Source organism: Puia dinghuensis, assembly GCF_014642875.1.
Lineage (GTDB): Bacteria > Bacteroidota > Bacteroidia > Chitinophagales > Chitinophagaceae > Puia > Puia dinghuensis.
Window position 1 is genome coordinate 22,864 of sequence record NZ_BMJC01000007.1, and the last position, 22,029, is coordinate 44,892.

16 protein-coding genes are annotated in these 22,029 nt (G+C 54.9%); 9 read left to right on the plus strand and 7 right to left on the minus strand.

Annotated elements, in window-relative coordinates:
- Positions 1-2: 2 nt before the first annotated feature.
- The 3 genes from IEY39_RS27255 to IEY39_RS27265 all read left to right on the plus strand — a co-directional run bounded on the left by IEY39_RS27255 (position 3) and on the right by IEY39_RS27265 (position 6,355).
- Complete coding sequence (locus IEY39_RS27255) at positions 3-2,468, plus strand: T9SS type A sorting domain-containing protein (protein ID WP_188937623.1); 2,466 nt, start codon at positions 3-5, stop codon at positions 2,466-2,468.
- 222 nt (positions 2,469-2,690) lie between these two features.
- Positions 2,691-3,641, plus strand: coding sequence for an RpnC/YadD family protein (locus IEY39_RS27260; protein WP_188937625.1), 951 nt, complete (start codon positions 2,691-2,693; stop codon positions 3,639-3,641).
- Between the two features lie 248 nt (positions 3,642-3,889).
- Positions 3,890-6,355 (plus strand): ABC transporter permease, encoded by a 2,466-nt coding sequence (locus IEY39_RS27265; RefSeq protein ID WP_188937629.1) that lies wholly within the window; start codon positions 3,890-3,892, stop codon positions 6,353-6,355.
- A 6-nt stretch (positions 6,356-6,361) separates the two neighbouring features.
- On the opposite strand, the gene IEY39_RS27270 is transcribed toward IEY39_RS27265, so the two are convergent.
- Positions 6,362-7,765 carry a beta-1,3-glucanase family protein gene (locus IEY39_RS27270; RefSeq protein WP_188937631.1) on the minus strand — a complete coding sequence of 468 codons (1,404 nt, stop codon included), beginning with the start codon at positions 7,763-7,765 and terminating at the stop codon, positions 6,362-6,364.
- A 235-nt stretch (positions 7,766-8,000) separates the two neighbouring features.
- Between IEY39_RS27270 and IEY39_RS27275 the strand changes: the two genes are divergently transcribed.
- Positions 8,001-8,858: an HAD-IIA family hydrolase gene (locus IEY39_RS27275; protein WP_188937633.1), complete on the plus strand. Its 858-nt coding sequence runs from the start codon at positions 8,001-8,003 to the stop codon at positions 8,856-8,858.
- A 24-nt stretch (positions 8,859-8,882) separates the two neighbouring features.
- Here the strand turns inward: IEY39_RS27275 and IEY39_RS27280 are convergent, their stop codons facing one another.
- Both IEY39_RS27280 and IEY39_RS27285 read right to left on the minus strand, forming a co-directional pair.
- Positions 8,883-9,065 (minus strand): hypothetical protein, encoded by a 183-nt coding sequence (locus IEY39_RS27280; protein ID WP_188937634.1) that lies wholly within the window; start codon positions 9,063-9,065, stop codon positions 8,883-8,885.
- 37 nt (positions 9,066-9,102) lie between these two features.
- Positions 9,103-9,573 (minus strand): DUF6934 family protein, encoded by a 471-nt coding sequence (locus IEY39_RS27285; protein WP_188937636.1) that lies wholly within the window; start codon positions 9,571-9,573, stop codon positions 9,103-9,105.
- A gap of 65 nt (positions 9,574-9,638) precedes the next feature.
- On the opposite strand from IEY39_RS27285, the gene IEY39_RS27290 reads away from it, so the two are divergent.
- From IEY39_RS27290 to IEY39_RS27300, 3 genes are all read left to right on the plus strand, one after another.
- Positions 9,639-10,808 carry a S8 family peptidase gene (locus IEY39_RS27290; RefSeq protein WP_188937637.1) on the plus strand — a complete coding sequence of 390 codons (1,170 nt, stop codon included), beginning with the start codon at positions 9,639-9,641 and terminating at the stop codon, positions 10,806-10,808.
- 110 nt (positions 10,809-10,918) lie between these two features.
- Positions 10,919-11,125 carry a hypothetical protein gene (locus IEY39_RS27295; protein WP_188937639.1) on the plus strand — a complete coding sequence of 69 codons (207 nt, stop codon included), beginning with the start codon at positions 10,919-10,921 and terminating at the stop codon, positions 11,123-11,125.
- A gap of 182 nt (positions 11,126-11,307) precedes the next feature.
- On the plus strand, positions 11,308-12,312 hold the full coding sequence (locus IEY39_RS27300) for a PDDEXK nuclease domain-containing protein (RefSeq protein ID WP_188937643.1): 1,005 nt from the start codon (positions 11,308-11,310) through the stop codon (positions 12,310-12,312).
- A gap of 34 nt (positions 12,313-12,346) precedes the next feature.
- Here IEY39_RS27300 and IEY39_RS27305 read toward each other — a convergent pair whose 3' ends face one another.
- The 4 genes from IEY39_RS27305 to IEY39_RS27320 form a co-directional block, all read right to left on the minus strand.
- Entirely contained in the window at positions 12,347-14,749 is a 2,403-nt protein-coding gene (locus IEY39_RS27305; RefSeq protein ID WP_188937646.1) for an ABC transporter permease, read from the minus strand.
- A 322-nt stretch (positions 14,750-15,071) separates the two neighbouring features.
- Entirely contained in the window at positions 15,072-15,908 is an 837-nt protein-coding gene (locus tag IEY39_RS27310; RefSeq protein WP_188937647.1) for a hypothetical protein, read from the minus strand.
- A gap of 84 nt (positions 15,909-15,992) precedes the next feature.
- Positions 15,993-16,631 carry a hypothetical protein gene (locus IEY39_RS27315; RefSeq protein ID WP_188937649.1) on the minus strand — a complete coding sequence of 213 codons (639 nt, stop codon included), beginning with the start codon at positions 16,629-16,631 and terminating at the stop codon, positions 15,993-15,995.
- A 328-nt stretch (positions 16,632-16,959) separates the two neighbouring features.
- Positions 16,960-18,792, minus strand: coding sequence for an adenine deaminase (locus IEY39_RS27320; RefSeq protein WP_188937650.1), 1,833 nt, complete (start codon positions 18,790-18,792; stop codon positions 16,960-16,962).
- Between the two features lie 70 nt (positions 18,793-18,862).
- On the opposite strand from IEY39_RS27320, the gene IEY39_RS27325 reads away from it, so the two are divergent.
- Together IEY39_RS27325 and IEY39_RS27330 are read left to right on the plus strand one after the other, a co-directional pair.
- Positions 18,863-19,675, plus strand: a complete 813-nt coding sequence (locus IEY39_RS27325) for a LolA-like protein (protein WP_188937652.1) — start codon at positions 18,863-18,865, stop codon at positions 19,673-19,675.
- A 229-nt stretch (positions 19,676-19,904) separates the two neighbouring features.
- Positions 19,905-21,962 (plus strand): DUF5723 family protein, encoded by a 2,058-nt coding sequence (locus IEY39_RS27330; protein ID WP_188937654.1) that lies wholly within the window; start codon positions 19,905-19,907, stop codon positions 21,960-21,962.
- The last annotated feature ends 67 nt before the right edge of the window (positions 21,963-22,029 follow it).

The window sequence follows — 22,029 nt, forward strand, 5'->3', positions numbered from 1 at the left end:
CTATGGTACGTCTGATTTGCCTCTGCTTGCTCTTTCCCATGCTGGCAAGCGCCAACGTGTACAACGTCACCTCCACCACGGACGGCACCGCCACGAACCAGCTGCGTGGCGCCATTGCTGCCGCGGATGCCGCGGGAGGCATCAACACGATCAACCTGGCGGCGGGAACATATGTTCTCACCCTGGGGGAGATCAAGTTCGGGAGCCAGGCCGGGACCCTCACCATCGCCGGGGCCGGACCGGCATCGACGACGATACAGATGAGCACCACCAAACAAGACCGCATCTTCCTCATCAACACGACGGGAAAGGTGTTCAACGTGAGCGTGTCCATCCAGGGGATCACTTTTACCGGCGGGGTGCTGACGTCTGATGCGTTTGGGGGCGGGGCGATCCTTTGTGGCGGTCCATTGAATACGATGAGCCTGGTCAACTGTGTCTTTACATCCAATTCTTCCAACAAGGCTTCCCTTGGCGGGGCGGTGGCGATGGAGGGCGGAGGCGATCTGACGGTGAGCGGCTGCACCTTTAGCAACAATACCAACCCCAAAGGTAACGGGGGCGCGTTGCATTATTTTATGCCCAATAGCGTCACCGTCGGGACCACGGTCACCAACCTGTCAGGTAGCCTTTCCATCAGCAATTGTACGTTTAGCGGTAATACCTGTGGTAATACAACCTCCGGGGGGCCTTATGCGGGAGGCGCGATCGACATCGAGATCCAGGGGACACTGGGTGGGACTACGTCTACGGTGTCGATGACGCAAAATACGTTTGTGAATAATAAGGCGTTGGGGAGTACCTCGGAGGCCGGCGCTATTGTCATCGCCAATGGTTTTGCGGCGGGGAATACGGCCTTTATCAATTACAACCGGTTTTATGCAAATACGGCGCACAGCATTCCCGACGTGGTGATGAACAGCGCCAGCGGGAATGTGGATGTCACGAATAACTGGTGGGGCATCAATGGAGGACCGGTGGCCGCCGGCGATCCGCATGTGGCCGTGGTTGGCAGTGGTGGCTCGGGGGTTCTGACGTCCAGTCCATGGCTGCGCCTCACCAGTAATGTCAGTGCTACAACGGTCTGTGGCGGGAGTGGTACAGGCGTGACGGTGACGGCGGGTTTTCTGACGAACAGCGCATCCGCCCTTGTTTCCGCTTCCAACCTGGGGGCGCTGGCGGGAGTGCCGGTGAGCTTTAGCGCCACGCTGGGGTCGATCTCCGGCGCGCAGGCTACGATGCAGAGCAGCGGTGTGGCTACGGCGACGTTTTACGGGAATGGAACGGCGGGCACCGCCACGGTGCAGCCCATTGTAGACAGCGTGACTTCGACAGACGTGGTTGCGCGGGTGCAAGTCACGGAGACCGCCCCGACACCGGGGACCACATCGACATCCGGATCGGTGACAGTGGGCACGAATGACCCGGTGATCACGGACGCGAGCTGCAACCGCATCTGCTACGTCGCCCCGTCGGGCGCCCAGCCGGTGAGCGGCACGGTGAATGCCAGCGTGACGATGGATGCGTCGGTACGAACGTATAACGGTAATCAATACCTGACCAGGCATTACGATATCCAGCCGGTTGCGGGGGCCTCTACCGCGACGGCCATGGTGACGCTGTACTATCTGCAAAGCGAGTTCAATGCGTACAATGCGTTGGTCAGCGGCGCCGCCAATATGCTGCCTACAGGGCCTGCCGATGCCGTGGGAAAGGCGAATCTTACGATCACGCAGTTTCATGGAACGGGTACGGCGCCGGGCGGCTACAGCGGCTGGGCAGGATCGGGACCGGCGACGGTACTGATCAATCCCGGGGCGACTAATGTAGTTTGGGACGCGACAAATAATTTCTGGGCGGTGAGCTTTCCCGTGACGGGCTTCAGCGGCTTCTATGCATCGGGGCCGGCGGGTGTCGGTATTCCGCTGCCGGTGGTGCTGGAAAGCTTCGGCGGGATGCCGCAGGCAGGCGGGGTCCTGCTGACGTGGAAGGTGGGCGTGGAGACAGGCCTGGCGAGCTACGAGGTGGAGACATCGGTCGATGGAGTGGGATATGCGAAGATCGGGTCGGTGGCGCCGCGAGATGTCGCGGCGTATCAGTTTTTTCAAGCTGATCCGGCGGCGGGTAACGACTACTACCGGCTGCGGATGGTGAATTTGGATGGGACTTTTGCTTATAGTACGATCGTGGTGGTGCATTTGGCGGCGGGTGAGGGTAGTGTGGTGCAGGTGTTGGGTAATCCTGTGCGCGGCGCCTGTACGATCCGGGTGGTGGCTGCGGCGGCGGGCATGGTGAGCTTGCGGCTGGCGGATATGTCGGGCAAGACTCTCTGGGTGGGCCGCCAGCTATTGGGTGCGGGGGAAAATACTTTTCTGTTGCCGGAGATGGCGCACCTTGTCGCCGGCATCTATCTCCTCACCGTGGACGGCGCGCAGCTTCGTGCGACCGTGAAGGTGGTGAAGGAGTAAAATTTTTTTTTGTCTTTGGGAATTTCATATCTTTGTTCGGCTATTTACCTACCACTTCTTATCTAATCCACTTGCTTTTTTCCAGCACTCGCTATTGATCGAACGGAATTCGTTCGATGCGATTGTCTTTTTCTTACGACTGACTTTTTTTTGCGACTGACTTTTTCTTCCGATCGTCTTTTTATGGATGCGGAAGGAATTTTCGATGGTTAATGAAGCCTTATGAGACCGAAGTATGATAAGCTGTGGAAGGGTATTCTCGAGGTAGTGATAAAGGACTTGCTGCTTTTCGTCGAACCGGATATTGAAAAGTACCTGGACCTGCAACGTGGATTCGAATTCCTGGATAAGGAGTTGGTAGAAATGGATCCGCAGCCAGACAAGCCTTCGAATACGCGGGTAGTGGATAAGTTGGTAAAGGCCTACCTGCGGGATGGGGCTGAAAGCTGGATGTTATTGCATGTGGAGGTTCAGGGGAATAAGGACGGGGATTTTGCGCGGCGGATGTTTGAGTATTTCATCAGGTTGCTTAGCAAATATGAGCAGCCGGTGGCGGCGATCGCCGTATTTTCGGGTAGGGACGGGAAGAAAATGCCGGCGGCGTATGAAGATCGATGTTTATGGATGCGGGCGCGATATGAGTATAAGACCTTGTGCATTACGGATTATCCGGATGAAGTGTTACAGACGAGCCTGAACCCTTTTGCGACGGTGCTGATGGTGGCAAAGGAGGTGCTGCTGCGGGTCAAAGACACGAAGGTGGAATGGGAAAATGCACTATATGAGCATAAGGTATTGGTGGCAAGACTGATCAAGGAGAGAATGGCGGTATACGGGAGGAGGAAAACAAGGGCGATGATGATCTTTTTACATAATTATGTGGTGTTTGAATCACCGGAGATGAATCATAAATTTATTCAACAAACGGATGAAATTTTTAAAAAAAAGAATACTATGGGGTACTTTGAATGTTGGGGGGAAATAAGGCACGAGGAAGGCGTCGAGGAAGGGCACGAGAAAGGCTTAAAGGAGGGCTTCGAAAAAGCCGTTCGGTCATTGCTGACCAACACGAAATTTTCGACGGTGAAGATCGCCGCAATGTTGGAGGTTCCTGTTTCCCGGGTCAGGAAAATAAAGCGAAAGATGAACGCGGAATTAATTACGCTGAAATAATTCCACTGAAATAATTTCGCTTTTGATAATACTGTAAGCCGTCGGTTCGCTCGGCGGCTTTTTTGTTTTTGGGCAGGCGGAGGCAGGGCGATCGGATGGGGGGCAGGTGAGGGAGACCGTGAAGGTGGTGAAGGAGTAAAACGGACGGCGGGTGTATCGAAAACGGACATCGGCGGGGCGGGGATGGGGTGTAAGGGGCTCAGCACCAAGGGTATGGGGATTGGCATTTTGTGTGTGCAGGATAGAGCATGATAACCAACTACCTGAGAACGGCCTGGCGGCGGCTGCGGAAAAATAAGGGATTCTTCGCGCTCAACTTCTTCGGGCTTTATATCAGCGTGACGGCTTGTGTGCTGATCGCGCTGCTTATTTTTTATGAGTCGGGGTTCGACCGTAGCACCGCGACTGGGGGCGCCCGGATCTACCGCGTGGTGAGCCAGGTCACCAATGAGAAGGGGACGACTTTCGAAGCGGTGACGCCTTATCCGCTGGCCGCAGCCTTACGTACGAGGTTGCCGGAAGGGGGCCGCGTAGCACAGATCAGCTGCGATCGGGAGACCTCAGTCCTCATCGGCGACCAGGTGTTGAAAGAGACGAAGGTGGTGTTTGCCGACTCCGTTTTTCCGAAGCTATGGCCTCTGGCGGTGAAGGCTGGCAGCCTGGCGCGCGCGTTTGCCGAGCCGGGGTTCTGTGTATTGCCCGAGTCGACGGCGCGTCGGTATTTTGGGAATCCCGGCCGTGGGGGACGCGAAGGGGGCGAAGGATTCGATGCCGTCATTGGCAAACGGATCAAGGTCGGCGGCAAGCTCGATCTCGAAGTGGCAGCCGTGGTGGGTGATGCGCCGGGTAACACGCATCTCCCTTATCATCTTCTGATCTCCTACCGGAGTTTTACTGCTGACTTCATCGGGGGCTTCAACATCGATCAATGGAGCCTCACTGCCAGCGGATATACCTATGTCGCATTGCTCTCGCCGCAGGACGTGGCGCCCACCGAAAGCATCCTGGCCGGGCTGATACAGGAGCATCTCGATAAGGAAGATCGCCGGAGTACGCACTACCTGTTGCAATCGATCAGGGCGATACACTACGATACCCGTTTTGCCTCGAGCAATCCGGGTTATACGATCTCGCCCAATTACCTGTATCTCGTGGGGGCGATCGGGCTGTTCCTGATGCTGGCCGCCTGTATCAACTATACCAACCTCTCCACCGCGCTGGCTATCCGCCAGTCGAAGGAAGTGGGCATCCGCAAGACCCTGGGCGCGACGCGGCGGCAGCTGATCCGTCAATTGCTGACTGAATCGTTGCTGCTGACGGGGATAGCGATCGTCGCGACGGCGCTGAGCGTACGGTTCTTCCTGCCGCTGATGAACGGTTTCCTCGAAAAGCAGATACCCCTGGACTGGCTCAACTGGACGAGCGGCGGCTTCCTGCTGGCGTTGTGGGTGGTGGTATCGCTGCTCGCGGGCGTGTATCCGGCGTTTGTGCTGTCGGGCTTCCGGCCGGTGACGGCGTTGAAGAGTAAAGTGTTCACGCCGGGAGCTTCCGTGTTGAACCTTCGGCGGGGGCTGGTGGTGTTCCAGTTTGTGACGGCCCAGATACTCATCATCGGCGCTATCGTCGTAGCCCGGCAGATGGCTTATATCCGCGAGGCGCCGATGGGCTTCAATAAAGACCTCGTGGTGGACATCGCGCTTCCCAACAACCATCCAAAGGAGATGAAGGCTTTCCGCAGCCGGCTGGGTGACGTTGCGGGGATAGCGGAGGTGAGCTTCTCGATATCGGCGCCCATCTCCAACAATCATGTGGGAACGGGTTTCAACCTGCGCGAACAATTCCCAACCAAAGAATACGATGTGGCGGTAAAGCCTGCGGACGAACGGTATCTTTCTACCTACGGTCTGCAGCTGGTAGCGGGCCGCTGGTTCGATGCGACGGATGAACGGGCAGTGGAGGGCGATGGGCCGGATTCGCTGAAGAAATATACATTGGTGTTGAATGAAACGGCAACGCGCAAGCTGGGATTCCGGCGGCCGGAGGATGCGATCGGCCGTTATGTGCGGATTGGGATCAACGAAATATCGGCTCCGGTGGTCGGGGTGGTGAAGGATTATCATGTGGCGTCGATGCATGACGCGATCATGCCGGTGGTGATGGTGCCGTTTCCTTACCTCTATTATACGGTGGGTATGCGGTTGCGGAATGGGTATTCCAGCGCGACGCTGGCGGAGGTGGGGAAGGCGTTCAAGGCCGTGTATCCGCATGAGCTGTTCGAGACGTCGTTTCTCGATGAGGCGGTGGCGGCGCAGTATGCCGAAGAGCGGCGGACGCAAGCGTTGTTCGAGCTGTTCATGGGGATGTCTATTGCCATAAATGTGCTGGGTCTCATCGGACTTTTGTCCTTTATGATCGAGTCGAAGACGAAGGAGGTGGGCATCCGTAAAGTGTTGGGCGCGTCCATTGGCGACATCTCGATGCTGTTGTCGAAGGACTTTCTGCGGCTTAGCGGCCTCGCCTTTTTGATCGCCGCTCCGGTGGCGGGACTGCTGATGCATCGGTGGTTGCAGGATTTTGCCTATCGCGCATCGCTGGCCTGGTGGGTGTTTGCAGGGGCGTTGCTGGCGACGCTGCTGGTGACCGCCGCGGCGATAAGTTTTCAGACTTTGCGGGCCGCGGTGCGCAATCCGGTTAAGGCGTTGCGTAGCGAGTGAGCCGCACTAGTTATTGGGAACCGGCCCAAAATACAGCGTGCAATATGCCGGATTATCTCCCACGATGGTCGAAGACTGGTTGGCGTCGTCGTCATAAGAAAATGCATATTGCAAGCCATGATATGACACACCCGGAGCGTGCCAGAATGCCGCATAATAATTGTAAGGATCTTTTTTGTAGAATTTCGACACGTCGTCCGGGTATTGGATCTGCCCTACCGCGGCATCGGTGACGATGCTGTGCCGGTTTAAGGCTGCTACAAATGCCACCCGCAGGGCATTATCCAGCTCGTGACCTGGTGTTCCATTCAAAGAAGAATTATTAAAGGCGCCGGTACCGGCGTTGCCTCCTAATACGTCTGATGTCGTAGGTTTGATGGGCAAGGTTCCTCCAGTCACCACGGCCTTTCCATTTACCGTTTGGGTTTGAGTGAAATTGAAAACGTTGTTGTTGTCTACCCTTCCCCGGATAACAAGATTCGAATCAGTACTGCCAACGTTGGCGCTGCCTAAGACGATCAGCAGATCTCTGCTTTTATAATTCTGCCAGATGCTATCGATATAGGTTTGAAAATGCTGGTAAGAAGCCGTTTGGGTAAATATTTGTTTACCCGATGCGTCCGTCATGCCGCCCGGATTTACGATGTCCTGGAAAAATGTCCTGTAGCACTGGTTGTAGTCGGCCGGCTTATTAAAATTCAGAAAAGCCTGGATGGTGTTTTTATAGTTCATGAGTTCTCCCGCCCTTTGTATGGTTCCCTTCGTTCCTTGAAGTGCGTTGAGTTCGAAGCCCATGGAAAGGGCGTATTCATCGACCCGGGATGTATTGGCAAAGACCCGCGCACCGCTGCCGGTGGAATAATAAGTGAATTCCATAAAATCAAAAACGGTTCCATAGTTCGCGTCGGTGGGGTTGGTGCTCTTGATCGGCGCACCCAGGCTGGCGCCTCCGGGATTAATATAGTAATAGAGGGGCTTGCCAATCGAAAGCAGGATCCGCCCACTCTGAATAAAGGGAAGCGGGATAGAATGATGACCTGTTGCGGGATCAACCGGCATATCGGAGATCTTTGTCGCGATGACGATGAATTTCCCGCCGTCCGATGGGTTGTTTGGATTAGCCACCTGGGGCAGGGCGCTGAGATTGTTCAGAAGCACCGTCTTTCCCGTCTTCATGTCGATGTAGGCACTTTGGGAGTTGGCGCCGGTGGTTGCTCCTATCACCCCAACATACAGCTGATCGTCGTTGTAGTCGGTCGGGTCGGAATTCACGATATCCAGGTGAACACCTCCGTTTGCGTAATCATTGTAATTTATCGGCCCGAGGGAGGGTGCTTTACTGTTACTTTTTTTACAACCGGCCAAAATGAGAAGGAGTGGCAGAGCAGCGAGAATTGTTTTAGTTTTCATAAGAAACGGATAGATCTAGAGTTGCGACATCATGGTCAAATATGATGCCATTCTTTAAGCTGTTGTTCTGCACAATAATATATGAGGTTGGCACGTTTTTTTCTTGTAAAAAGCGTATATTTGCGCATCTTCTTGCCCGTCTTCTTTTTCTTGCCTATTATTTATCGTCTCTCGTTTCTTGCTGCATGTAATGTTGCGAGCCATAGTATTGTTCATTCTTAAAAATCAGACAACTATGGAAAAGAAAGGCTTCCTCATCGACATGGATGGAGTTATTTACAAAGGCAGTGAGCCGATTCCCGGCGCCGTAGAGTTTATCAATCGCCTGCGGGACAAGGGGTATCCCTTCCTTTTTTTAACGAATAACAGCCAGCGCACCAACCGGGACGTGTGCTATAAGCTGCGCAAGATGGGCTTTAACGTCACCGACGAAGACATCTTCACCTGTGCGATGGCTACGGCGCGCTATTTGGCGTCGCGCAAGGAGAACGGTACGGCCTATGTCATCGGCGAAGGCGGTCTGCTCACCGAATTGCACAATATCGGGTATTCCATTGTCGACGATCATCCCGACTATGTGATCATCGGCGAAGGCCGGACGATCATGCTGGAATCGGTGGATAAGGCGATCAATATGATCCTGGGCGGAGCGAAGCTGATCGCGACGAACCTTGACCCCAACTGCCCGGTGGCTGGCGGTAAATACCGCGCCGGTTGCGGGGCCTTTGTAGCGATGCTGGAGTTTGCGACGGGCCGCCAGGCCTTTAGTGTGGGCAAGCCCAGTCCGGTGATGATGCGGATGGCGCGAAAGATACTGGGACTGTCGACCGACGAGACGATCATGATCGGTGATACGATGGGTACCGACATCCTCGGCGCGGGGTCCATGGGGTTCACGACGGTGCTGACGCTTTCGGGTGTGACGCAGGAGAGCGATCTGGCGCAGTTTGGATATGCGCCGGATTTCATCATTCATTCTGTCCGCGATTTACTCGACGAGAACCTGTTCTCGCGTGTGCTGGCGCAGCAGCATGGGCAATATGCGTATTTGGAGGCGTTGGTTGGAAAGTCGGAGGGCGTAGATAGGGCGTGATGTGGAGCAGTGGGTGTTGGGAGGTCAGTCCTTGCGCATCCTTTCCTCAATTTCTTTCGGCAGCCCATGGGCTTCGATAAACGCCTTGGCTCTTTCGGCCATTTTCACGAAGAAAGGATGATTCTGGTAGTTGCCGACGCGATCGCTGATAATGGCGTTTGTCTTGGCTATTGCCTCTTGTTTAAGTTGTTCTTCTTCGGGTGTCATAAGAGTAAATTTACTGAAAAAAAGATTCCTTACAAAGTTATTGAAAGGGATCGGCATCCGTAACATAATTGTCCCGACGCCGTCCCATGAAAGCTAAATAATTGACGCCTTTCTGAAAGGGCTCCCAACCATCGTTAGAGTATCCATAGATCTCGAACAAAATGGATATTTCCTGCCAATACGCATTTATATTCATTTGGTACCAACGTGTTCGGGAAGGAGTTGAGCCCACTATATATATGGTGGCCTCATGAAAAACCAGAGTGAATTCATGAACGATGCCTGCTACCGTATTCAACACTTTTGAACCATCGCCATTATTGCTGGTGACAGTATCGATGATATCTCCTGTATGCTCATCCAGGTCGCCAAAGCCAAAGGAGTATAGATTGGGACGGATGAAGGTGAAACCGGCTATTTTTCGAATGCTTCCTTTGGGGCCAACACTTTCAAATTCGAAATCAACGAAACGGAGGTCGGCATAATAGAGGTATTGGTCTGTTTTCATAGTAGCAAGGTTTTGGTTATGGCGGTCTGCAAAGTTGAGGGGAAAATCGGATATCTTGCAGCCCTATGGCAAAAAAAATTGTCGAAGTACCTCGGGGTGCAAAAATAAAGCAGTCGCCGGTGCGATATACGGGGAGGTTGCTGGTTAGGTTCGATGCGAAGGTGGATATTCCAGCCGTGATGAAGGAGGTGCATGGGTTTGTGTTGGAGCGGTTGCGCGTCGCTGTTGTCGAAGCCTCATCGGCGGATAGGGTGCGAAAAATGGCTGCGGGGCGCAATAGCCCTTTCCTGGTGATCGAGCAGGAGCGTGCCATTCATAAGCTGCCAGCCGGCGGGTCGGGCTCGTCAGGAGCGGGGAGACAGGGACCTTCGCGATCGGGCGGAGGACTTCCTTTCGCCGACAGCCGCGTCGCTACCTGGGGCATCCAGGCGGTGAATGTGCTGCAGAGCGGCTTCACGGGCAAGGGGGTACGAATCGCCGTTCTGGACACGGGTTTTGATTTTACCCATCCCGACTTTGCCGGCCGAACGATACATCGTAAATCATTTGTGGGCCGACAGGCGATCGATAAAGACGGTCATGGTACGCATTGCGCCGGGGTCGCGGGCGGCGGGCGTAAAGGGAAGGCGGGTGCGCGTTATGGGGTAGCGCCGGAGTCGCGATTATACATCGGGAAAATATTGGATGATGCGGGCGAAGGCTCGGACGGACTTGCGCTGGCGGGTATCGAGTGGGCGTTGGAGAAGGGCTGCCGGGTGATCTCAATGTCCTTTGGTGCGGAACCGGAAGCGGGGTATTCTGCTTTGTGGGAGCAGGTGGCGCAGACGGTGATGGCGCATCGTTGTCTGCTCATTGGCGCCACGGGGAATGAGAGCAAGCGTGGACGTATGGCGCCGGTGAATCATCCCGCCAACTGCCCATCGATCGTGGCGGTGGGGGCGCTTACGGTGGCGATGAAGGTGGCGGAGTTTTCGTGCGGGGGAACGGGTGCAGCGGGGCAGGTAGATATTGCCGCGCCGGGGGATGCTATTCTGAGTGCGCGTGCCGGAGGTGGATATGTTATCGAATCGGGCACGTCGATGGCGGCGCCTTTTGTTGCGGGGATGGCGGCGTTGTTGTGGGAGCAGTATCCGGAGGCGAGCGCGTGGGAGATCTGGGCGCGGCTTGTACAGCAGGCGCAGCGGTTGACGTTGCCGGCGTCGGCAGTGGGGGTGGGTTTGGTGTATTTGCGTTAGGGATCGCAGCGGCAGCCCGGAGGCCGCGCGTTAGCGCGGCCGAGGACTACAGCGAAGAGCCCGACCCGAAGGGGAACGCCCAGGTAACGGATTTGATGTAATTTTACCGTATGAATTTTATTGCCAAAGTCGAAGAAGGGCAAAAGCCGAATATCCGGGAGATCGCGCGATCGCTGGAGGGGATGGGGATTCGCGTCCGCCGCGTGATGCAGCTGACAGGGACGATCACGGGGGATAGCGGATCACTGACGCTTGGGCAGGTGAAGATAAAGGGTATCCAGTCCGTTGCGCCCGATCGCGCGGTGCGGAAGAAATAGATGGGGCGGCACGCAGGATTGCGCCGGAGGTGCGAGTGGTGGATTGCGCCGGTGACAAAAAAGATATTTAAAAGGGACTCGATGGAGTTCCTTTTTTATTTAGCAATATACTAATATAATTAGTTTATTTTGATATAATATTTAGTAATTTTAATATTCAAAAAGGCCATGAAGGCGATTTTATGAAGAATGGTTATAAGGAGTGGTTTGCCGAAATCAAACGGAAAGTTCAACAAGCACAGTTAAGGGCTGCGGCCAATTTCAATGCCGTTCTAATTGAACTTTACTGGGATCTGGGGAAAGAGATATTAGCCAGAGAAGCTGAGTTTAAATGGGGGGATAATTTTCTGGAACAGCTTTCTGCTGATTTAAAGGCGAATTTTCCCAAAATAAATGGCTTTTCGAGAAGAAACCTATATTCTATTAGGCAATGGTACCTGTTCTTTTCACAGCGATTTGAATTTGTGCCACAGCCTGTGGCACAATTGCCTTGGTCATATCAAAGGCTTCTTATCTCTAAAATAAAGGATATTGAATTAGCGATATTGTACGCGAAAGCTACCTATAAAAATGGATGGTCGCGAGATGCTCTTGAAGCCAATATTAAAAGCAGTTATCATCTGAGACTTGGGAAAGCTGACCATAATTTCGAATTAACGCTGCCTAAACCTCAATCCGATCTAGCCGCCGAGAGCATTAAGGATCCTTACCACTTTGATTTTCTTGGCTTGGAAGAAGATGCTCAGGAAAGGGAGATTGAGCAAGCTTTAACACAGAAAATAACTGATTTTATGCTGGAACTCGGAAAAGGGTTTGCATTTGTTGGTAGACAATATAAATTGGAAATAAGTTATAATGATTATTACCTTGATCTACTCTTTTATCATCTGCATTTACGATGCTATGTTGTCATCGAGTTGAAGGCCGGCAAATTTAGGCCGGAATACGCTGGTAAATTAAACTTTTATTTATCAGCTGTAGATACACAATTGAGGCACCCTACAGATTGCCCCTCCATTGGAATTTTGCTGTGTAGGACAAAAGATAAAATTGAAGTCGAATATGCTCTTCGAGACATGAATAAGCCTATTGGGGTGGGCGCTTTCGAATTATCTGAAATTATTCCTGATGAGTTGAAAACACAACTACCTACAATTGAAGAAATGGAACGAGGGTTGATCGATTAAGCCAATCGATACGGCGACGGGCCGGGGCGGCGGCTCATTCGCTACGCAAAGCGTCGACCGGATTGACGACAGCGGCTTTTAGCGATTGGAAGAGGGTGGTCAGCGCGGCGATGCTTATAACGATTCCCGCGGCGGCGGCGAAGAGCCAGGGGGACAGGGTCGTTCGATAGGCGAAGTTGTCAAGCCAGCGGTGCATGGACCACCAGGCGAGGGGAGTGGCTATGACGATGGCCAGGGCGATGAGCCGGGCAAAGTCCTTGGATAAGAGGGTGATGATGGAGGGGATGCCGGCGCCGAGGATCTTTCGGATGCCGATTTCCTTTGCACGTTGTTCGGCGCCGTAGGCGGCGAGGCCGAACAATCCGAGGCAGGCTATGAAAATGGCTAGCGTAGTGAGGACGATAACGACACTGCCCATACGCTGTTCGGCCCGGTAGAGACTGTCGAAGTCTTCGTCGAGGAACGAATAATGAAAGGGTTTTTGTGGCGCGAAGGCAGACCAGGTGGCTTTCACGCGGGCAAGAACGTCAGGGATATGATCGGCGGCCATGCGGATGTTGAGACCCGCCGAGTTGTCACCCGGGCGATCAACGAGGACGAGAGGCGTGATGGCGCTGCGGATAGAGGTGAAGTTGAAATCCCTGATGATGCCGATGACGGTAAAATCGGCTGGATGATGCCAATAGGACTCGTAGTGAATGATCTTGCCGAGCGGGTCTTTTTCGATGCCGAACTTCCGGGCGGCGGTTTCATTAATTATAATAGCGTTGGAGTCCGTTGACATCGCGTGCGAGAAATTACGCCCCCCGACGACATGCATCCCCATCGTGGGAATGTAGTCCTCATCGACTACCCAAAGTTCGGTCTGCATGCCTCGTGGGTTGCCTTTGACGTTGCCCCAGTTGTGCCAGCGGTTGCCGACGGCGGGGAGAAAATCAGTGAGGGTGGCAGCCGAGACGCCGGGCAGCCGGAGCATCTGCTGTTTGAGCACAGCAGGGTTGGCGATGCCATCGATGTCTTTGATGATGAGTACCTGGGAGCGATCGAAACCGGGGTCCCGGTGTTGGATGAAGTGGAGTTGCCGGTAGACAGCCAGCGTTCCGACGATGAGAAATATAGATACAGTGAACTGCCCGACGACGAGGGCGCTGCGCAGACCGCCACCTTTACCGCCAAGCGCGAGCCGGCCTTTCAGTACCTGAACGGGGCGGAAGGCAGAGAGAAAGAAAGCAGGATAGGCGCCGGAGAAGCCGCCAAGCGTCACGATGATGCCGGCCAGCGCGGGGAGGAGCCAACGGAGGGTTGCTGCGTCGAGGGCGATGTTCTTTCCCGTTAGATCATTGAACCAGGGCAGGACAAGCCAGACGAGGCTTATCGCGATGAGGGCGGCGGCAGCCGTGAGCAGGAGAGATTCAATTAGGAATTGCCCGATGAGCTGTCCACGGGCGGAGCCGAGCACCTTGCGGACGCCTACTTCGCGGGCGCGGTTGGCAGATCGGGCTGTAGAGAGGTTCATGAAATTGATGCCGGCGATGAGGAGTACGAAGACGGCGATGGCGGAGAAGATATAGACGTATTGGCTGTCGCTGCCCGTGGCGAGTTCATCGGTCCGGTGAGAGCGGAGATGGATATCCGTCAGCGGGATCTCGTTGATGTGGATATAGAAGTTGCCTTTGTTGTCGTCTTCTATGGCGGCATATTGATCGGCATAGTGACGCATGAGGGTCGACAGATGTTTGTCGAAGGCGGCCCGGTTGGCGCCGGGTTTTAGCAGTACAAAAGTGGCCATGGGGACAATGGCAAAGAAGCTGTTGTTATTTTCCATTCCGTTGCCGATGATGGACAGGAAGATGTCGTAGTGGAAGCTGGCCTGCGCGGGGAGATCGGCGATGACTGCGACTACTTTGTATCGGAGGGTGTCGTCGAGCCGGGTCAGCGTGCGGCCGACAGCATGGGTAGTGTTGAAATAGCGCTGCGCGGCGGTTGCGGTGAGGACGGCCGTTCGGGGTTGCTGCAGGCCTTTTGCGGCGTCGCCATCGAGGGCGGGGAGGGTGAAGATGGAGAAGAAGGCCGGGTCGACGGTGGCGACGTGGTTTTCGGTGACGTCCTGGCTGCCCAGCCGGAAACGAATCCCGTTTTCAGGGAGGCAGCGGGCTGCGGCTTCTACTTCGGGATAGTCGCGGATAAGGGTTGGCGCCACGGGTGGAGCGGCGTCGGCCATCTGCGAGAGCTTGCCATCGGAGTATATGTCGGTGTTGAGCCGGACAATGCGATCGGCGTTGGTGTTGAAGCGATCGAAGCCGAGTTCGTCGGTGACATAGAGGACGATGAGCAGGAAGGTGGCGAGCCCGAGCGTGAGGCCAAGGATATTAAGGAGGGTAAAGGTTCTGTTTTTTGTGAGTTGCCGGAAGGCGAGTTTGGTGTGGATGGTGGGCATACGGCCGGTCGGTTTTGTAAGGGGTAAGGTACGGAAAATGTGGGAGTGGAAGGGGGGAAGGAGGCGCGGGATGCGCGGGCTAAAAAAGAGCCCGGTTGATCGTGGGGATCGTCCGGGCCTTGCGGAGAAGAGAATCGGCTAATGGCGTCCATGCAGAGGACTGGTGCGATAATGGTTATATTATATATGCAGATAATATGTTTGGCTGCGGCTTTTGCAGCGCGTAGGGCATATCGTTAAAGACACTTCAACTATCGAAGTGGATACCTTTCTGTTGGAAAATTTATCGCCACCTTCGGTGTGGCATTACTGCGAGACTGCACTAATAATGCGTCCAGTTGTCTTGATCTGTCTCCCACTGCCTTGATAGTGATCCCTTGCAGGTGTAGAGGCGCCAGCCTTTGTCCTTGTTGCGGAGATATTCCTTATAAAGCAGGTAGCGAAGGCGGCGGGTGGTGAAGACATTGTACCAGAAGTCATGTTTGTATTCCGATACGATGCCGGCGGCTTCCAGCACTTCGTAGGAAGAGGAGGCGCAGCGCATGCCGAGGAAAGAGTAGTCGTACGGAGTTTGATGGACATAGACCCGGGCGATGCTGTCGAGGCGCTGTTTCTGCACGGCGGTGACGGGGATGACGAAGGTGGCGCGGCGGAGGCTGTCGATGTTGTTGTAATAATTGCCAAGGACGGTCCAGGCACGGTATTCGGTGTAGATGCGAAAGCAGGAATTGAAATTCTTCGGGTTGCTGCGATTGGTGAGGTGTCCCGCATGGGTGATGCTGGAATGCCGCTGGGGCTGGAAGCTCAGCGCCTTGTCCGGAGCGTATTCGACGCAGGCGTGGCCGCCGTGCAATTTGGTTATGCGGTTGATGAAGTTGTATCCTCCGTACATGGGTTCTTTTCCCTCAAAGCCTTTTGCGGGGATGGAGCCGTAGAGACAGAGGACGCGGATGGAGTCGACGATGGGGTCGGGGCTGGCCGGGCTTATGTCATGGGTGGTTTGCTGCAGGCCTTGGCCGCCGGTGCGGGGCTCGCGGGTTTGGGCGGCTTGCTGCAGGCCGGTTTGGTCAGGGACGGTTTGCGACGCCACGGACTGGCATGCGGGGGCGCCGAGGGATATAAGGATCAGTACGAGGAGGATGGCTGCTTTGCCGGGCATGGAGGCGGATTGTCTTTGTTTGCGGTAAGTTACGAAAAAAGCGGGCAGCAGGAAAACCCGTTTGTGTCATTTGCAGTAGCTGAACTAGGCGCATGCCGCAGGCCCCCATCGCAACACAGGTATCTTTTCCAATGAGATAAAGTCGCTGCAAAAGTTGAGGATGCCGACCGTACCTCCGTGCCTAACGCAGAAATTATGCTGGTCGACCATTTTCATACTATTGTCGCCTATATAGGCGATGATGATGGTCCTTGGTATGTTATCGTCCTTACCACAGGTGATGGTCAATTTTCCGGTGTTGTTCTCCGGATTGATGACAAAAGAGCCTCTTGGCCAGTGTTCATTCGTTCGCGGATTGAATTCTACGGCATAGATGCGGGATTCGGGGGGATGATTTTTAAATGAAAGCGTGATCGAAAAGGTCGATTGGACGAACCCGGGTTCAAGGTCCACGTTGATGGGTTTATATTTTCGTTTGATCTTTTTTGGGGAGACCTCAGCCGGTTTACTGCGAAATAAAACGATGATGATCGCAACCGCGAGCAGGATGAGTCCCGGAATAAACAGGCGCCAGCGCCATGTTGGGTCGTCAATGGATAGCCTGGCAACCGACAACCCGCCGGCAGCCGCGAGAATAACTACTATCAACCCTGATATCAGGTAGAGAGCCCATGGTTTCTTTAGGGCTTCCAATATCACTTCCGGCCAGGATGTCTTGTTCATACTAAGTGGGTTGATATTGTAACGCAGAAGGGACGAAATTTAACTATATAATAATGGTGTATTAATGTTTTGATAATATTGATTGCATAAGGGAAGGCAATAGAATGTTGGCGCCAAGGTAATGGAGGGTCACAACCATGGGTAAGCGAACCCAGGCGGTATAAATAATAACGAACACAGCAAGGACATTTGGAACACAGCGAGAACCTACAGTAAGAAGAGCCAAAACCGACCTGTTACGGCCAACAGCAGAATACACTTCATAGGCAACTATGAAGATAGTAATTGCGCGATTTTTTGTTGTGGCCCCTCTAGGCCGCAATATGGCTCAAAGCAGCGCGAACTTATCCCCATCGAACAGCCCCATATCCCCAAGTTTCAAGTGCGGGATCACCAGCAGCGCCATGAAGGAGAGGGTCATGAACGGGGCTCCGAGGGTGGAGCCTAGATTTTTTGCCATTTGGTCGATGGCGGTGTAGGCGGCGGCGACGCGGTAGCCGTCGTCGGTGCTCATGAGGCCCGCGACGGGAAGGGGGAGGATGAGTTCGGCGGGGACCCCGGGGCCGGAAGCAGGCGCGGAAGCAGGCGCGCCGGGATCGATACAGGCGAGGCCGCCTTTCTGCGCGATGATGAGGTTGACGGCGAGGCAGAGGCTTTCGTCATCGACGCCGATGGCTACGATGTTGTGACTGTCATGGGCAACCGAAGCGGCAATGGCGCCACGCTTGAGGCCGAAATTCTTTATAAAGGATTTGGCGACGGGCGCCGGCTGATAGCGATTGACGACGACGATCTTGAGGATGTCTTTGGCGGGATTGGCGTGGAGCCTGCCCTCCCGGGGAAGGGTGTCGGCGACAGGGATGACGAGCTTGTTGGTGATGAGCTGCCCGTCGAGGGCTTCGATGCAATAGACCTGCTCGACATTCTCCTGCTCCCCCCATTTGTCGAGCGGATAGGCGAAGTCGGCGGGGATGCGGGGTGTTGCTTTGAAGTTGTTGATGGGGGTGCTTCCCGCGGGGGCTCCGGGGGCGGGGCTGCCGGGGGTTGCTGCCGCAGTGGGGGCCGTGGGGGCCGGAGTCGCCGCGGGGGCCGGCTGGGTGGACGCGATTCGGGTTTGGCCGTCGCGCGCGACGAGCTGCCCCTTGATATACGTCTCGAGAACGCGGAAGTTTTGCAGGTCTTCGACGAGGATGAAGTCGGCGGCATCGCCGGGACGCAGCAGACCCGTGTCGAGACGGTAGTGCTCCACCGGGTTGAGACAGGCGGCGCGCAAGACGTTGAAGAGCGGAACGCCGGCGGCGACGGCCCGGGCACAGAGGCGATCGATATGGCCTGCTAATAAATTGTCGGGGTGCTTGTCGTCGCTGCAGAACATCATCTGCTGCGGCCAGTCGTTCAAGAGCCCGATAAGCGCGTCGAAGTTTCTGGCGGCACTGCCTTCGCGGATGAGGATCTTCATCCCGGCCTGCAATTTGTCCAGGGCTTCCTCCGCAGTAAAACATTCATGATCGGTGGAGATGCCCGCCGCTATATACTGTCTTGCCTGCTCCCCGCGCAGTCCTGGTGCATGACCGTCCACGGGCTTGCCTAGCCGGTGAGCGGCGGCGATCTTTTCCATCACCTCCGGGTCTTTGTTCAGGACACCGGGGAAGTTCATCATCTCACTGAGGTATTTGATCGCGGGGTCCTCGAGGAGCTTTGTAACGGCAGCGGCATCGAGGGTGGCGCCCGCTGTCTCGAAGCGGGTGGCCGGAACGCAGCTGGGGGCGCCGAAATAAAAATAAAAGGGAACGGTTTGTCCATTGGCGATCATGAATTCGACGCCGGGCAATCCGCAGACATTGGCTATCTCATGCGGATCGCTGACGGTGGCGATGGTGCCATGAACGACGGCGAGGCGCGCAAATTCCGCGGGGATGAGCAGCGAGGATTCGATGTGGACATGCGCGTCGATGAAGCCGGGGAGGATGTAGGGGCCGGCGCCTTCCGCGGGGGATTGGCCGGGGGCGCCCGCTTCCGCCAGGGGGGTGATCGCTTGCTCCAGGGGAGTGACCGCTTCCGCCAGGGGGGTGACCGAACGAATAATACCGGATTCGATCACGATTTCGACCGGATTGATCTTTTGCGCTTCAATATCTACTAATTGCCCGTGGATTTTCATCTATTTAACGAATATTTGGGTGCAAATAACGTTATATTTAGGATATTGAAGAGCTCTTAAACACGACCATATGTTTCGTATCCTTATCTCGATTGCATTTGCGCTGTTAATCTTATCCTCGGTTTGCCCCGCGGGAGCCCAACCCTCGAGCCCCGAACCGGCGACAATTGCCCTCCAACCCCGATCTCCCGAATCTGCGGAAGCCATCATCGCCCACCATGTCGAAGCCCTCGGCGGAAAAGAAAAGCTCCAGGGTCTCAACTCCATCTACATGGAAGGAGTAGCCATTCTACCCAGCGGCCTCGAAATTCATGCGAAAAGCTGGAAAGTATACGATCGCCTCTATCGTCAGGAACTGCAATTTGGCGAAGATCATATCGTCGTCATCGCTACCCCCGGAAAGGGCTGGTCTGCCGGCCCACGCACCGGCGGCGAATTCAAACCCATCCCCACCGAAGACCTGAAAGCCCTGAGGGTCGAAATCGATCCCGCCGGACCGCTGGCGGACTATAGTGCCAAGGGCTTCAAGCTCGAACGCCTGGGGACCGACACCATCTACGGGCAACCCTGTTATGTGGTGAAAGTTTATTGTCCTTCCAATCACTCCATCACCTACTCCATCGACCAGAATACCTGGTACGTCCTGCGCGAGACCCGTAAGGGTGGCGGATTTACGAGCTGCGGCGCCATGATCAAAGGCTGGAACGACAGTGGCGACGGCACCGTGACCTTCGACTACTCGGACTACAAAAAAGGGCCAGGTGGTTATATCCTGCCGTACTCCATCACCGTTCATGAATTGGGGGCCAAGGTGAGCATCGAGAAGGTGGAGATCAACAAGAACATGGACGTGGATACGCTCGGCCGGCCGGGCAGCAGGTAAGCGGCGTCTCAGCGGCGATGGCTCGCGGTGACTCGGAGGCGGCGGCAAGCGGAGGTGAGCGGCGACTCAGCGGCGGAGAAAATCATGCAGCAGCGCTCCAACAACAGCCACTACCATCTAGGGGTTATCCCTGTAATTCAAGCCAGTTGCAATATTCCTCGTAAGTTTCCGTTATCCACAGGAGAAATCCGGTCCAAAATTCCTATTCCAAAAACCAAGAACCGTTACTATGATCAAGAAGAGTACGTATTTCCTCTTATTGACCACCTTCTTCGGGCTGACTGCTTCTTCCCAATCCTTCATCGGGTATGGCTACGATAATTATGCGGGCGTCAATGCGTTGATCCTCAACCCCGGCACGCTTGCTGACAGCAGGTATAAGGTGAACGTCAACATATTCTCCATCAGCGCCCTCGGAGGCAACAACATGTACGAGATGGACCGCAGCCGCCTTCTCAGCCTGAAATTCTCCCATCTCGCCGCCGGCAGCGGATACTACAAGGCCAACAACACGGCTGACAAATATCTCTATACCAACCTCGATATCCTGGGACCCTCGGCAACGATCAACCTTACGCGAAAGGATGCCCTCGGGTTACTGACACGCGTCCGGGTCATCGGTAATGAATACAATCTTGGCAACCCGCTGTTTCAGCTGCTCGGTGACGCCAACCCCAACTTCTACAACACCAACATCGTCAACCGCAGCTTCCAGGTGAAGACCGCTGCCTTTGCAGAAGCGGGCATCTCCTACGGCCGCGTATTGTTCAAAGACGATCGCGCAGAGATAAAGCTCGGCATAACGGGTAAATATGTCATAGGCCTTGCCTATGGGAGTCTCTCATCCGGTCCGCTGGTGCTCAATCTCCAGCCGGGCAACTTCATCGCGAATATCCAGGCCGACGTCACCGCTCAATATTCCGGCAACCTCGACCAGGTGGGCAACGGCGCGAGTCTCTCCGATATCGTGAACAAACGAAGCGGTCATGGCCTTGGCCTCGATATAGGTTTTGTATACGAGCTGAAAAGCAGCAAAGACCCCAACACGGCCAAACTGCGGCTGGGTCTCTCCGTCACCGACATCGGTTCGGTCAACTTTGCCAACTCCCCCAACAGCCAGCAATATACGATAACGGCTACGGGACATAATGCCGCGGAGTTTCAGAAACAGAATGGCGAATCGCTCAGCGCGTATTTCACCCGGCTGAAAGCTGCCGGCCTCGTCGTCGTAAAAGCTGCGGCGCCATCGGCAAACGTAAGCCTGCCTACGGCCATCCACTTCAACGTAGACTACGAGATATTCAAACGCCTTTATATAAATGGTGATGTACTGCTGAACATGCTCTCTACCAGCAACCCCGTGACCCCGAACTATGTGACGACGTTTACGGCTACGCCGCGACTCGAAAAGAAATGGGTGAGCATCTATTCGCCGGTATCTTACAGCGTCAACGGCCAGCTCAACTGGGGTGCGGGTATCCGTCTAGGACCGGTATTTGCCGGTAGCGGCTCCATTTTGTCCAGTATGCTGAAGAACCGTATTCAGAGCGCCGACGCGCATGTGGGCCTGACGATACCCATCTTCCAACACCGTAAGACCAAAGATCAGCCGAAGCTGTCCGACACTGCCGCCAACGGCAAGAGCATGACCAACGATCGCGATGGTGACGGTGTCGTCGATGCCAAGGATGAATGCCCCGACAGCGCCGGACCGATAAAGCTCATCGGCTGCCCCGACGATGACGGCGACGGCGTACCCAACTACAAGGACAAATGCCCCCATGTGAAGGGTTCGCCCAATTTCCAGGGCTGTCCCGCACCGGATAGTGATAGCGATGGTGTCAACGACGACAGCGACAGATGTCCGCTGGTGAAAGGCGTGGCGAGCAATTATGGCTGTCCGGCGATAAAGGACGAATATGTCAAGACGGTGAAACATGCGGCAGACAGGATATTCTTTGTTCGGGCGAAGGCCACTATAGAAATGGTGTCGTATGGGGAGCTCGATCGCGTGGTGGATATCTTACAGGAAGACTCTACGCTGCGGCTGCGTATCGAAGGGTATACCGATAGTGAAGGTCCCGACGCGCGAGAGATGAGACTTTCCGAACGCCGGGCCCGGGCCGTGTATAATTACCTTGTGTTCAAAGGCATCTCGCCCGATCGCATGGAGTATAAAGGCTATGGTAAGACGAAGCCGCTGGTGCCAAACGATACGCCGGAAGGAATGGCGCTTAACCGGCGGACCGACATGATCCTGATGAATTATCCGAAGGAGAAGAAGTAGGAGAGCCGGCCGGCAGATTGCGCCGGTGAAAGAACCACTAACCCCGAAGTCCGAATATAGAAGGAGC

What these genes read in the sequence shown, in the direction of transcription:
- IEY39_RS27305 (WP_188937646.1), bottom strand. Translation starts at nt 14,749, where the DNA reads ATGCCCACCATCCACACCAAACTCGCCTTCCGGCAACTCACAAAAAAC.
- IEY39_RS27265 (WP_188937629.1), top strand. Translation starts at nt 3,890, where the DNA reads ATGATAACCAACTACCTGAGAACGGCCTGGCGGCGGCTGCGGAAAAAT.
- IEY39_RS27260 (WP_188937625.1), top strand. Translation starts at nt 2,691, where the DNA reads ATGAGACCGAAGTATGATAAGCTGTGGAAGGGTATTCTCGAGGTAGTG.
- IEY39_RS27285 (WP_188937636.1), bottom strand. Translation starts at nt 9,573, where the DNA reads ATGAAAACAGACCAATACCTCTATTATGCCGACCTCCGTTTCGTTGAT.
- IEY39_RS27310 (WP_188937647.1), bottom strand. Translation starts at nt 15,908, where the DNA reads ATGCCCGGCAAAGCAGCCATCCTCCTCGTACTGATCCTTATATCCCTC.
- IEY39_RS27300 (WP_188937643.1), top strand. Translation starts at nt 11,308, where the DNA reads ATGAAGAATGGTTATAAGGAGTGGTTTGCCGAAATCAAACGGAAAGTT.
- IEY39_RS27330 (WP_188937654.1), top strand. Translation starts at nt 19,905, where the DNA reads ATGATCAAGAAGAGTACGTATTTCCTCTTATTGACCACCTTCTTCGGG.
- IEY39_RS27270 (WP_188937631.1), bottom strand. Translation starts at nt 7,765, where the DNA reads ATGAAAACTAAAACAATTCTCGCTGCTCTGCCACTCCTTCTCATTTTG.
- IEY39_RS27255 (WP_188937623.1), top strand. Translation starts at nt 3, where the DNA reads ATGGTACGTCTGATTTGCCTCTGCTTGCTCTTTCCCATGCTGGCAAGC.
- IEY39_RS27325 (WP_188937652.1), top strand. Translation starts at nt 18,863, where the DNA reads ATGTTTCGTATCCTTATCTCGATTGCATTTGCGCTGTTAATCTTATCC.
- IEY39_RS27290 (WP_188937637.1), top strand. Translation starts at nt 9,639, where the DNA reads ATGGCAAAAAAAATTGTCGAAGTACCTCGGGGTGCAAAAATAAAGCAG.
- IEY39_RS27315 (WP_188937649.1), bottom strand. Translation starts at nt 16,631, where the DNA reads ATGAACAAGACATCCTGGCCGGAAGTGATATTGGAAGCCCTAAAGAAA.
- IEY39_RS27295 (WP_188937639.1), top strand. Translation starts at nt 10,919, where the DNA reads ATGAATTTTATTGCCAAAGTCGAAGAAGGGCAAAAGCCGAATATCCGG.
- IEY39_RS27275 (WP_188937633.1), top strand. Translation starts at nt 8,001, where the DNA reads ATGGAAAAGAAAGGCTTCCTCATCGACATGGATGGAGTTATTTACAAA.
- IEY39_RS27320 (WP_188937650.1), bottom strand. Translation starts at nt 18,792, where the DNA reads ATGAAAATCCACGGGCAATTAGTAGATATTGAAGCGCAAAAGATCAAT.
- IEY39_RS27280 (WP_188937634.1), bottom strand. Translation starts at nt 9,065, where the DNA reads ATGACACCCGAAGAAGAACAACTTAAACAAGAGGCAATAGCCAAGACA.